The 10432-nt window shown below is 74.9% G+C and carries 12 protein-coding genes, 1 tRNA gene and 1 pseudogene; 5 read left to right on the top strand and 9 right to left on the bottom strand.

Annotated features, from left to right (window positions below):
- Both CNO22_RS28220 and CNO22_RS08885 read right to left on the bottom strand, forming a co-directional pair.
- Positions 1-467 (bottom strand): annotated as a pseudogene (locus tag CNO22_RS28220) (hypothetical protein); the annotation flags it as partial.
- 158 nt (positions 468-625) lie between these two features.
- Complete coding sequence (locus tag CNO22_RS08885) at positions 626-2212, bottom strand: CYTH and CHAD domain-containing protein (RefSeq protein WP_100499023.1); 1587 nt, start codon at positions 2210-2212, stop codon at positions 626-628.
- A gap of 140 nt (positions 2213-2352) precedes the next feature.
- Here CNO22_RS08885 and CNO22_RS08890 point away from each other — a divergent pair, with 140 nt between their 5' ends.
- The gene (locus CNO22_RS08890) at positions 2353-3291 is read left to right on the top strand and encodes a PRC and DUF2382 domain-containing protein (protein ID WP_100499024.1); all 939 of its coding nucleotides are present in this window, start codon (positions 2353-2355) and stop codon (positions 3289-3291) included.
- Positions 3292-3317: 26 nt separating this feature from the next.
- Here CNO22_RS08890 and CNO22_RS08895 read toward each other — a convergent pair whose 3' ends face one another.
- The 6 genes from CNO22_RS08895 to CNO22_RS08920 form a co-directional block, all read right to left on the bottom strand.
- On the bottom strand, positions 3318-4100 hold the full coding sequence (locus CNO22_RS08895; protein ID WP_100499025.1) for a nitrilase-related carbon-nitrogen hydrolase: 783 nt from the start codon (positions 4098-4100) through the stop codon (positions 3318-3320).
- 40 nt (positions 4101-4140) lie between these two features.
- Entirely contained in the window at positions 4141-5328 is a 1188-nt protein-coding gene (locus tag CNO22_RS08900; RefSeq protein ID WP_100499026.1) for a pyridoxal phosphate-dependent aminotransferase, read from the bottom strand.
- 65 nt (positions 5329-5393) lie between these two features.
- Complete coding sequence (locus CNO22_RS08905; RefSeq protein WP_100499051.1) at positions 5394-5609, bottom strand: RNA-binding S4 domain-containing protein; 216 nt, start codon at positions 5607-5609, stop codon at positions 5394-5396.
- A gap of 5 nt (positions 5610-5614) precedes the next feature.
- On the bottom strand, positions 5615-6331 hold the full coding sequence (locus CNO22_RS08910; protein WP_100499027.1) for an MOSC domain-containing protein: 717 nt from the start codon (positions 6329-6331) through the stop codon (positions 5615-5617).
- Between the two features lies 1 nt (position 6332).
- The gene (locus tag CNO22_RS08915) at positions 6333-7250 is read right to left on the bottom strand and encodes an aldose 1-epimerase family protein (RefSeq protein WP_100499028.1); all 918 of its coding nucleotides are present in this window, start codon (positions 7248-7250) and stop codon (positions 6333-6335) included.
- Positions 7251-7315: 65 nt separating this feature from the next.
- Positions 7316-7774, bottom strand: a complete 459-nt coding sequence (locus CNO22_RS08920) for a GNAT family N-acetyltransferase (protein ID WP_232806905.1) — start codon at positions 7772-7774, stop codon at positions 7316-7318.
- Positions 7775-7881: 107 nt separating this feature from the next.
- On the opposite strand from CNO22_RS08920, the gene CNO22_RS08925 reads away from it, so the two are divergent.
- Both CNO22_RS08925 and CNO22_RS08930 read left to right on the top strand, forming a co-directional pair.
- On the top strand, positions 7882-8337 hold the full coding sequence (locus CNO22_RS08925) for a DUF1707 SHOCT-like domain-containing protein (RefSeq protein ID WP_100499029.1): 456 nt from the start codon (positions 7882-7884) through the stop codon (positions 8335-8337).
- 69 nt (positions 8338-8406) lie between these two features.
- Positions 8407-8793 (top strand): nuclear transport factor 2 family protein, encoded by a 387-nt coding sequence (locus CNO22_RS08930; RefSeq protein WP_100499030.1) that lies wholly within the window; start codon positions 8407-8409, stop codon positions 8791-8793.
- A gap of 80 nt (positions 8794-8873) precedes the next feature.
- On the opposite strand, the gene CNO22_RS08935 is transcribed toward CNO22_RS08930, so the two are convergent.
- Positions 8874-8956, bottom strand: a tRNA-Leu gene (locus CNO22_RS08935).
- Between the two features lie 176 nt (positions 8957-9132).
- Here CNO22_RS08935 and CNO22_RS08940 point away from each other — a divergent pair.
- Positions 9133-9942, top strand: coding sequence for an FhaA domain-containing protein (locus CNO22_RS08940; protein WP_100499031.1), 810 nt, complete (start codon positions 9133-9135; stop codon positions 9940-9942).
- Between the two features lie 13 nt (positions 9943-9955).
- A complete protein-coding gene (locus CNO22_RS08945; RefSeq protein WP_100499032.1) occupies positions 9956-10420 on the top strand; it encodes an FHA domain-containing protein FhaB/FipA in 465 nt (154 codons plus the stop codon).
- Positions 10421-10432: the final 12 nt, after the last annotated feature.

The following is a 10432-nucleotide window of genomic DNA, read 5'->3' on the forward strand; positions in this document are numbered from 1 at the left end:
TGAACTATGGTTGTGTGCGTGTCGGTTGTAGTTGCTCGGCTGTGTGTACTGAGTGGCGTGTATATTGGTGTAACTGTATGTTTTTTATTTTCAAGCTGAAGACGGCATACGAGGTCGAGGACGGTCTCGTGGTCTCGGAGATGGGGATAAGATACAGCCTCGAGGCCGTACGGCTCGTCCGGCTCCAGGTCGTCGTCGGGGACGCTCCGGGTCCGTCTGCGCAGGAGGAGCCGGACGGGCTCGAGGGCGAGGAGCGTCAGGAACAGGTAGAAGGCGACGCCCAGCCAGCTGAAGCCGATCCACTGGACGACGGTGCTGAGGGTGGAGTTCTCGCGCCGCAGCAGGACCGCGCCCACCGGCAGCGCGGCGAGGAGCACCATGGCGAGGGTCAGCAGCCGCCGGGTCCGGCCCGGCCGGGTGGTGCTGCGGACCAGCCGCCACCACAGGTAGCCGTGCAGCAGCAGCACGGCCAGCAGGACGACGGTGGCGAACCCCAGCAGGCCGATGACGGACAGGTCGGGTTCCTCGTGCTCGTGGGGACGCCGCGTGCCGGGCGGCCCGTTCCGGCCCCCCTGCAGGGTCCCGCCGCGAGCTCGCGAGTGGCGGGGAGCAGGGGGGTCCTTCTTCAGCCCAGCGAGGCCACGGCCTTGACGTTCCGCCGCAGACCCGGCTCCAGTGTCCAGAACTCCGCCTCGGCCGCCGTGGCCCGGGCCTCCTCGAGGGCGTGCAGCCGGCCGTAGGTCCAGGCGTTCTCGCCCGCGGCGAAGGCCGCCCGCCCGACCCGCACGGCGACATCCCGGGTGACGACGGTGTCCTGCGCGGCCCCGAGCAGGTCCTGCACCTGCTTGGTGCAGGCGATCAGCGCGGTGGCCGGCTCGCCGAACTCCGCCTCGGCCACCTCCGCGGTGTAGCGCACCCGCTTGGCGGCCTTGCGGACGTCGTGCAGGCGCTCGTGCCGCTCGGCCCCCTCGACCTCGAGGGCGGCCTCGACGGTGCGGCGCAGCCGCTTCCCGGTGCGCCGGACGGCGTCGGCCAACTGCACGGGAGCGGGTGCGGCGGCCAGCTCGGTGACCGGCGGCTCGGCCAGCAGCGCGTCGAGGGCGTCGAGCAGCCGCAGGTAGCGCCGGTCGGTGAGGGTGCGGGTGACCTGGCGGGCACCGGTCTCGTGGTCCTTGATCGCGGTCTGCTGCAGCCGGGCCGCGACCGGGCCGAGCACGAGCTCCACCGGCTGGGCGGCGACCAGGTTCCGCAGGTGCGCCAGCGCCACCTCGGTGTCCCGGGCGCCGGAGAGCTGCGCGCCCACCCACTGCAGCTCGGCGCGCAGCGGGTCGGTGTGCTCACGGTCCAGCACCGGGCGGAACGCGGCGAAGATGCTGCGCAGCCGGCGGCAGGCCACCCGCAGGTCGTGCACGCCCTCGGGCTGCTCGGTTCGCACCGCCAGGTCGGCGGCCCGCAGCGCCTGCAGCTGCCCGGCCACCGCGCCGAGGACGACCTCGCCGGCCGTGCGGACCGGGGCCCTGCCCTTCTTCGCCTTCTTGCCCTTCCTCGCCTTCCCGTCCGCCTCGGCCGGCTCCGGGGCGGGGGCCGCGGGCGCCGGCAGCCGCCCGTCGAGCACCCGGCCGACCTTCGAGGGGACGGCGGCGGGCCGGGCGCCGGCCGCGACGAGCCGCTCGGTCACCGCCTGCAGCAGCCTCTCGTCGCCGTCGACCAGCTCGACCTCGATCTCCCGCCAGGTGGTGACGGTGGCCGGCTCGCCGGGTCCGGTCGCGAGCGCCGTGCCGACGACGACGTCGTCGGCCACCTCGGCCAGCACCCTCCCCTCCTCGTCCAGCAGCCGGTGCACCATCCGGCGGGTGGAGAGCGTGGCGACCGGCTCCGCCGCGGCGGTGCCCAGCAGGCCGAGCAGCGGGGCGACGACGGCGCGCGGGGCGGTGCGGGCCGCCCGGCCCAGCGGCTGGTGCAGCTCACGCCGGGCGCCGTCCACCCCGGGCAGCTTCACGTGCCAGCCGGCGTCCGCACCGCCGGTGCGCCGCCGCAGGGTCACGCGGGAGCGCAGCAGCCGCAGGTCCGGGGTGTCGTAGTAGGTCGCCTCGAGCGCCTGCTCCTCCGGGTCGCCGACCGCGGCGACCGCCCCGGCGCCGGTCAGATCCGGGAGGGCGAAGGTCTCGTCGACCTCGAACTTGCGCTCGACCTCGACGTGCACGGTGGTCACGGGTGCCACCGTAGGGAAGGACGCGCAGGTCAGCACGTGGCGGACGCCGCGCAGCGACCCATGTTCGGGCGGTGTCCCGGGTGGGCACGCTGCACCGGAGGGTCCCGTGGGGGATCTGCGAGGCGAGGGGAGCCGACCCGGTGTTGAGCGAGCGAGAACTGTCCGCGGCGATCGGCAGCGCGGCCTACGGCCCGGACGGCGAGAAGATCGGCACGGTCGAGCACTTCTTCACCGACGACCGCACGGGCGCCCCCACCTGGGCGGCGGTCTCCACCGGGCTGTTCGGCACCCGGCACTCCGTCGTCCCCGCGACCGAGGCCACCTTCACCGACGGCACCGTGCGGCTGCCGGTGACCAAGGAGGCGGTCCGCACCGCCCCGTCGGTCTCCGACCAGCACCTCGACCCCGAGGCCGAGGCGCTGCTGCGCCAGCACTACGGCCTGGACGCCGGGACGACGACCGGGACCACGACGACCGGGACGACCGTGCCCGGGACGACGACGGCCCCGGCCGGTGACGACACGACCACTCGTGACCTCTCCCAGCTGCCGCCCGACCAGGCCCTGGCCGGCACGCGGCAGGACACCGTGAGCACCGCCCGGGCGGCCGCTCCCGACCAGACCGTGCCGGTCGCCGCCGTCCCGACCCCGCCGCCGACCGACGGCGCGATGACCCGCAGCGAGGAGCAGCTGCGGGTGGCCACCGAGCGGTACGCCGCCAAGCGGGTGCGGGTGGTCAAGTACGTGGTCACCGAGGAGGTGCAGATCACCGTCCCGATCCGCCGCGAGGAGATCCGGATCGAGGAGATCCCCCTGGACGACGGCGCCCCCGCGGCGGCCGGCACCCTCGACGCGGTCGGCACGGGCGGCCTGCCGGAGACGATCGTCCTGCACACCGAGCGGCCGGTGGTCGGCACCGAGGTCGTGCCGGTGGAGCGGGTGCGGCTGCGCACCGAGTGGGTGCAGGAGCAGGTGCAGGTCCGCGACCAGGTGCGCCGCGAGCGGGTCGACGTCGACCACGACCGCCCGGCCCAGGACCGCCCGGTCCAGGACCGCCCGGTCCAGGACCGCCTGGGTTAGGACCGCCGGTCGGCGAGGCTCTGCCGTCAGCGCCGGTCGGCGAGGAACTGCAGCCGCTCGCGCGTCGCGGTCACCTCGGCCAGCTCGACGTCGGCCACCAGCACCGTCTCCACGCCTGCGGCGGTCGCCAGCAGCTCCCCCATCGGGCTGACGATGCGGCTGTCGCCGGTGTGCTCGGTGCCGTCGCCCGCGGTGCCGACGCGGTTGCAGCCGACGACGTAGGCCTGGTTCTCGATCGCCCGGGCCTGCAGCAGCGTCTGCCAGTGCAGCCGGCGGGCAGCCGGCCAGTTCGCCGTCACCAGGTAGACGTCGGTGTCGAGCGCGGCGGACCAGAAGACGTCGGCGAAGCGCAGGTCGTAGCAGACGAACGGGGTGACGCGCAGGCCGCCGACGTCCACGGTCAGCGGCTTCTCGCCCGCCCGGAAACGCTCGTGCTCGCCGCCGTGGGTGAACGGGTGCAGCTTGCGGTAGCGGTGCACCGTGCCGTCGGGGCCGGCCAGGACGAAGGAGTTGTAGGGCAGCGCTGCGGTTCCCCCGCCCGCACCGCCCGTGTCCGGCGCCACCTCCGGGCAGCTGCCGGCCACCCAGACGCCGTGCTCGGCGGCCTGCGCCTGGAGGAACTGCGCCGACGGACCGCCCTCGGGCTCCCCGATGCCCGGCGTCATCGAGAAGCCGGTCGAGAACGTCTCGCTGAGCAGGACGAACTCCGCCCCGGCGCCGGCCGCCCGGGCCACCAGCGGCGCCAGGCGCGCGAAGTTGGCCGCCCGGTCCTCCCAGACGATGTCGTGCTGCACCACCGCGAACCGCATCAGTTCCTCCTCCTCCGGCGATTTCCGCGGAAATCGCCGCTCAGGCCATCCTGCCCAGCCGCTCGACCGCCTCGGCCAGCACGGCGTCGCTCTTGCAGAACGCGAACCGCACCAGGTGGCGCCCCAGGTGCGCGTGCTCCGACGAGTAGAAGACCACCGTCGGGACGGCGACCACCCCCGCGCGCTCGGGCAGCGACCGGCAGAACGCCAGGCCGTCCCCGTCGGGCTGCACCGGTCGGACGTCGACCGTGGCGAAGTAGGTCGCCTCCGGGCACACCACCGGCAGGCCCGCGGCGGTCAGCCCCTCGACCAGCACGTCGCGGCGGTACTCCAGGTCGCGCGCGATGCCGGCGAAGTACTCGTCGGGCAGCCGCAGCCCGGCCGCGACCGCCGGCTGGAACGGCCCGCCGTTGACGTAGGTGAGGAACTGCTTGGCCGTGCGGACGGCCGACACCAGCGGCGCCGGTCCGCAGATCCAGCCGACCTTCCAGCCGGTGACGTTGAAGGTCTTGCCGGCGCTGCCGACCACGAGGGTCCGCTCGCGCATGCCCGGCAGGGTGGCCAGGGAGGCGTGCCGGGCACCGGAGAACACCAGGTGCTCGTAGACCTCGTCGGCCAGCACCAGCAGCTCGTGCTCCATGGCCAGCGCGGCCAGCGTGCCCAGCTCCGCGCGGGTGAAGACCTTCCCGGTCGGGTTGTGCGGGGTGTTGAGCAGCAGCAGCCGCGCCCGCGGGGTGACCGCCGCACGCAGCTCGGCGGCGTCGAAGGTCCACGGCCCGGTGCCGGACGGCGGAGGCCGCAGCGGCACCGGCCGCGCGACCCCGCCGGCCATCGCGATGCCCGCCGCGTAGCTGTCGTACATCGGCTCGAACAGCACGACCTCGTCACCGGGCTCGAGCAGCGCCAGCAGCGCGGCGGTCAGCGCCTCGGTCGCGCCCGCGGTGACCAGGACCTCGGTGTCCGGGTCGTGGGCGTGGCCGCCGAAGCGGTGCACGTGCTCGGCGACGGCTGACCGCAGCTCGGGGATGCCGGGGCCCGGTGGGTACTGGTCGTGCGCGGTGCCGATCGCGGCGCGGGCGACGTCGAGCACCTCCGGCGGGCCCGGGTAGTCGGGGAAGCCCTGGCCGAGGTTGATCGAGCCCGTGGCGACGGCGAGGGCACTCATCTCGGCGAAGACCGTCGTCCCGAAGCCCTGCAGCCGGGACGACAGGTAGGGCGCGCGGGTCATGGGGTCAGCCTCGCAGTTCCACGTGGAACCGCGCGCCCCGGCGATTTCCGCGGAAATGGCCGGGGTCAGCCGATGCGCACGTCCTCCATGCCCTCGACGCTCACCACGTCCCCCCGACGGACCTGCCGGCCGCGGCGCTCCTCGGGTTCGCCGTTGACCCGCACGGTGCCGGTGAGCAGCACGTCCTTCACCTGGGCACCGGTCGGGACGGCGTCCACCAGCTTGAGCAGCTGGCCCAGCCGGATGGACTCCTCGCCGGGCCGGAGGTGCACGGTGCGCACGCCGCTCACCACCCGGCCAGCTCGTCGCCGACCGCGACCGCGCCCGCCCGGGTGACCAGGGCACCGATGGCCAGGCGGCCGTCCCGCTCGCGGTGGATGGTCTTGAGGACGCCGGTGTCGCGGCCGATCCCGCCGGGCTGGGGGCGGGTGACCATCACGCAGCGGTCCACCTGCTTGACGACGTCCAGCTCGGCGCCGCCCAGCCACACGCGCTGCCCGACCAGCGCGTCCTCCCCCGCCCCGTCGAGGACGACGTTGGCGCGGAAGCGCCGCCGGTCCCAGGTGCCCAGCGTGCCGGTGGAGACCAGCGAGACGCGGGTGCGGGAGCTGTCGTGGAACGCGCCGCGGGCGCCGGGGAAGGCGTCCCAGTCGTACTCGCCGGCCTCGTCGACCTGGGCGGGGTTCTCGTACCGGCGCTCGCCGGGCGCGTCCGGCGCGGCCCGCAGCGCCACCGGCCGGCCCAGCCAGTCCGACAGCGCGGCGTCCTCCGACGTGACGGACCCGTCCGGCAACACCACCTCGACGGAGCCGTCCGCGCGCAGCCGGCCGGAGAGGAAGAGCAGGTCCGGGACCCGCCGGGCGGTCAGCCCGAAGCCGGTGCCGACGTCGAACAGCGCCCACTGCCGGTCGCCGGCCAGCCCCTCCAGGCCGACCTCGGCGCCGGTCAGTCGCTCGCCCTGGAGGGACTTGACCGGGTACCGCCACAGCTCGGCGACCTGCACGTCAGGCCTGCCAGGCGAGGGTCCAGGTGCCCGACCACTCGGCGCCCGGGTCGAGGACGACGAGGTCGACGTGGTCGGCCAGCGCGTTCGGCGGACAGGTCATCGGCTCGACGGCGACGCTGCGCCGGCGCTGCCCGGGCCGGAGCGTGTCACCGGTGAAGACCTGCAGCCACGGCCAGGAGCCGTCGGCGGCGAGCTCCACGGTGCCGAGCTCCGCGCTGCGCAGCCGCACCCGGGCCCAGCCGTCGGCGTCGCGGTCGAGGTCGGTGACCGGGGTGTCGAGGGCGCGGTCGCCGATCCGACCGATCGCCCCGTCGAAGGGACGCCGCTCCCCCGTCGGCAGCCCGCCGTCGTCGACCACCAGCTCGGTGCGGGCGGGCAGTTCCAGCTCGGCGTCCGCGATGCCGCCGTCCTCCTGCGCGCCGACGGCGAGGTACGGGTGGAAGCCGGCGCCGAAGGGAGCCGGCTCGGTGCCCGCGTTGCGGACCCGCATCGTCACGGTGAGCCGCCCGGGCTCGAGGGTGTGGTCGATCGCCGCGGCCAGCCGGAACGGGTAGCCGGAGCGGGGCTCGACGACGGTGCCGACGGTGACCGCCTCGGCGGACTGCTCGAGCACCGCCCACGACTGCCAGCCGACCAGCCCGTGCATGGCGACCGGCTTGTCCGGGCCGGCCAGCTCCAGCTGCAGGTCGTGGCCGCCCCAGCTCCACCGGCCCTCGCGGATCCGGTTGGGCCAGGGCAGCAGCACCCGGCCGCGGCTGCCGCCGGGCACCGTGCCGGCGGCGTAGCCGTCGAGCAGCTCGCGGTCGCCGACGGTCAGCGTGCGCATGGCGCCGCCGCGCAGGTCGACCGTCAGCCGCGCGTCGCCGGAGGCGATCTCGACCTCGGTGGGCTCGGTGGCGGGCCAGGCAGCGCTCATGGACTCCACCCCACCACATCACGGGCTCCGCCCACCGGCGAGATCGGCGATCTCCCCGGAGGAGGTCAGGCCGGGTCGAGCACCCGTTCGTCGAACAGAGCGTCGCCGGCGTGGGCGCCGAACGCCGGGATCGGCCGGTAGCCCGCCCCCTCGTACAGCGCGACGGCCTCCGGCTGCCGCGGTCCGGTCTCCAGCCGGAGCGTGGTCCAGCCGCGGTCCCGCGCGGCCGTCTCCAGCCCGGCGAGCACCATCCTGGACAGGCCCCGCCCGCGCGCCGCCGGCACGACGTACGGGCGCTTCACCTCGGCGACGCCGTCCCCCGACGGGCGCAACGCGCCGCACCCGAGCGCCTCCCCTCCGGGGGCGCGGGCGAGCAGGACGACGGCGACGTCCGCGGCCGGGGGCGGCGTCCCCGGCTCCTGCCCGCCGTCGTGGCGCGCCTGCGGCTCGGCCTGCTGGTCGGCCGCGAGCCGCTGCACGTCGGCGTCCTCCCAGCCCACGGCCTCCAGCCGCACGTCGAGCACCGCCCGACCGTACTGACGCGTTCCACGTGGAACCCGTGACGTCCGTCAGTACCGCCGGGGCCCGCCCCGGCAGAAGACTGGTGCCCCGACCCGAGGAGGCCACCCCGATGCCCGAGCCGCACCTGCGCGCCGCCGACGCCGACCGTGCCGCCGTCGCCACCCAGCTCGGTGAGCAGATGAGCGCCGGGCGGCTCACCGTCGCCGAGTACGACGAGCGCCTGGCCCGTGCCTACGCCGCCCGGACCTACGGCGAGCTCGAGGCGCTCACCGCCGACCTGCCGCGACCGGCTGCGCAGCCCCCGGCGCCCGCACCGGCCGCGCACGGCGCCGTCCACAGGACGCCGGCGTGCGGCTGGAGCGGCGGGCCCTCGCGGCAGGCGGCCTGGCGGAACTGGGCCGTGACCGCCGTCATCGTGCTCACCGTCTGGATCGCCGGCTCGATCGCCTCCAGCGACCTGCAGTACCCCTGGCCGATCTGGGTCATCGGCCCGTGGGGCGCGGTGCTGGCCGCCCAGACCCTCGGTCGCCGCGGCTCCGGCGCCGAGCGGCGCCGGCTGACCTGAGGGTGCGGGTGACGGTCCCTGGAGCGGGTACAGCAACGCGGACCGCCCACGCCGAGCACCGGGGGACCGATGCACACGATGACCGAGCGCTTCACCGACGCCCTGCACCGGATCGACAGCGACCGCGACGTCCAGCCCATGCTGGACCTCACCGGGGACGACGCCGAGCTGTTCAAGCTGGACGAGCACCACCAGACCCGGGGCAAGGACGGCGCGAGGACCTTCTGGGAGGACTACCGCAACGTCTTCGGCGACCTGGAGACCACCTTCACGCACCGCGTGGTCGGCGAGGACAGCGCCGCCCTGGAGTGGACCTCGACCGGCACCCTGCGCAGCGGCAAGCCCTTCCGGTACCGCGGCGTGACCCTCATCGAGGGCGACGAGGAGCGACTCACCGGCGTCCGCACCTACTACGACTCCGCGGCGTTCGTGCAGGAACGCGGCGGCACCGCCTGAGGAAGGACCCCCTGCCCCCCGCCGGGGGCCGTCAACGCGAGAGCCCCGGGGAGATCTCCCCGGGGCTCTCGTCACACCTGTGGGCAAGGGGGGAGTTGAACCCCCACGTCCTTTCGGACACACGGACCTGAACCGTGCGCGTCTGCCATTCCGCCACTTGCCCCGGCGATGAAGGACAGTAGCAGCCCCCCGCACGGAACCCGGGGAGGGGGTCGGTGGTCCTCCCCGCGGGTCCGCCGCCCACCCCGGAACGTGAGTCGGTCCCCGGCTGGCCGCTCCGTTGACGGCTACGATCATCGGTGGCAGACCGGACGACCGCGCGAGCGCAAGGGAGCGACTGTGGGTGTGCTGCAGCGCTTCGAGCGGCGGCTGGAGGGCATGGTCGGGCTGGCCTTCGCCCGGATCTTCAAGGGCAAGGTCCACCCGGCCGAGATCGCCAAGGCCCTGACCCGCGAGGCCGACGAGCAGCGCGCGGTGATGGGTGAGGGCCGGGTCCTCGCGCCCAACATCTACGACGTCCGGCTGGGCCCCACCGACTACGACCACCTCGCCGAGTGGTCCGAGCAGCTGGCCGCCCAGCTCGCCGACATGGTCACCGAGCACATCGAGGGCGAGGGCTACCAGGTCTTCGACGCCGTCCAGGTGCGCCTGGAGCGCGACGACCAGTTGCCCACCGGCGTCTTCGAGGTCAGCTCGCACGTCGCCGACCCGTCGGCCAAGCCCGGCCCGCGCCTCGACGAGCCGGTCGGCCCCCGCAGCGGCGCCGTCCCCCCGCTGCCCCCGCTGCAGGGCCGCATGGCCACCGACACCGGCCGGCAGTCACCCTCGACGGTGGTCGGCCGCGCCGGCAGCAGGCCCGGGGTCACCCACGTGCTGCTGGTCGACGGCCCGGGCACCCGGCACGAGCTGACCACCGGGCGCAACGTCATCGGCCGCGGCACCGACGCCGACATCCGGCTGCCCGACACCGGCGTGAGCCGCAAGCACGTCGACGTCGTCCTCGACAACGGGACGGCGATCGTCGAGGACCTCGGCTCCACCAACGGCACCCTCGTCAACGGCCGGCGGATCACCCGTCAGCCGCTCGCCGACGGCGACGTCATCCGCATCGGCCACTCGGTGCTCGTCTACCGGCAGGACGGCGCGTGAGGCGGGTCGCGCCATGACGGCCGAGATCGTGCTGCAGATCTTCCGGTTCGGCTTCCTGCTGCTGCTGTGGCTGTTCATCTTCGCCGCGTTCCGGGTGGTCCGGGCCGACCTGTTCGGCGGCCGCGCCGGGCGGGTGGCCTCGGTGCCGCCGCGCGCCGCCGCGCCCGGGAGGAAGAAGACCCGCGGCGCCGCCAAGACCCTCGTGGTCACCGCCGGCCCGCTCACCGGGACGAAGATCACCCTGGGCGACCAGCCGATCCTCATCGGCCGCGCCGACGACTCGACCCTGGTGCTCACCGACGACTTCGCCAGCTCCCGGCACGCGCGGCTGACGAACCGCGGCGGCCAGTGGTACGTCGAGGACCTCGGCTCCACCAACGGCACCTACCTCGACCAGCAGCGCGTCCAGGGTCCGCTGCTCGTCGCGCCGGGTCAGCCGATCCGCATCGGGCAGACCGCGCTGGAGCTGCGCTCGTGACCCGCCGCGTCC

The sequence above is a fragment of the Geodermatophilus chilensis genome (assembly GCF_002802985.1).
GTDB classification, from domain to species: domain Bacteria; phylum Actinomycetota; class Actinomycetes; order Mycobacteriales; family Geodermatophilaceae; genus Geodermatophilus; species Geodermatophilus chilensis.

Bases quoted from the DNA above. Each gene is read 5' to 3' on its own strand.
- CNO22_RS08895 (WP_100499025.1), bottom strand. From the start codon at position 4,100: ATGCGGTTCGCGGTGGTGCAGCACGACATCGTCTGGGAGGACCGGGCG.
- CNO22_RS08900 (WP_100499026.1), bottom strand. From the start codon at position 5,328: ATGACCCGCGCGCCCTACCTGTCGTCCCGGCTGCAGGGCTTCGGGACG.
- CNO22_RS08915 (WP_100499028.1), bottom strand. From the start codon at position 7,250: ATGAGCGCTGCCTGGCCCGCCACCGAGCCCACCGAGGTCGAGATCGCC.
- CNO22_RS08925 (WP_100499029.1), top strand. From the start codon at position 7,882: ATGCCCGAGCCGCACCTGCGCGCCGCCGACGCCGACCGTGCCGCCGTC.
- CNO22_RS08930 (WP_100499030.1), top strand. From the start codon at position 8,407: ATGCACACGATGACCGAGCGCTTCACCGACGCCCTGCACCGGATCGAC.
- CNO22_RS08945 (WP_100499032.1), top strand. From the start codon at position 9,956: ATGACGGCCGAGATCGTGCTGCAGATCTTCCGGTTCGGCTTCCTGCTG.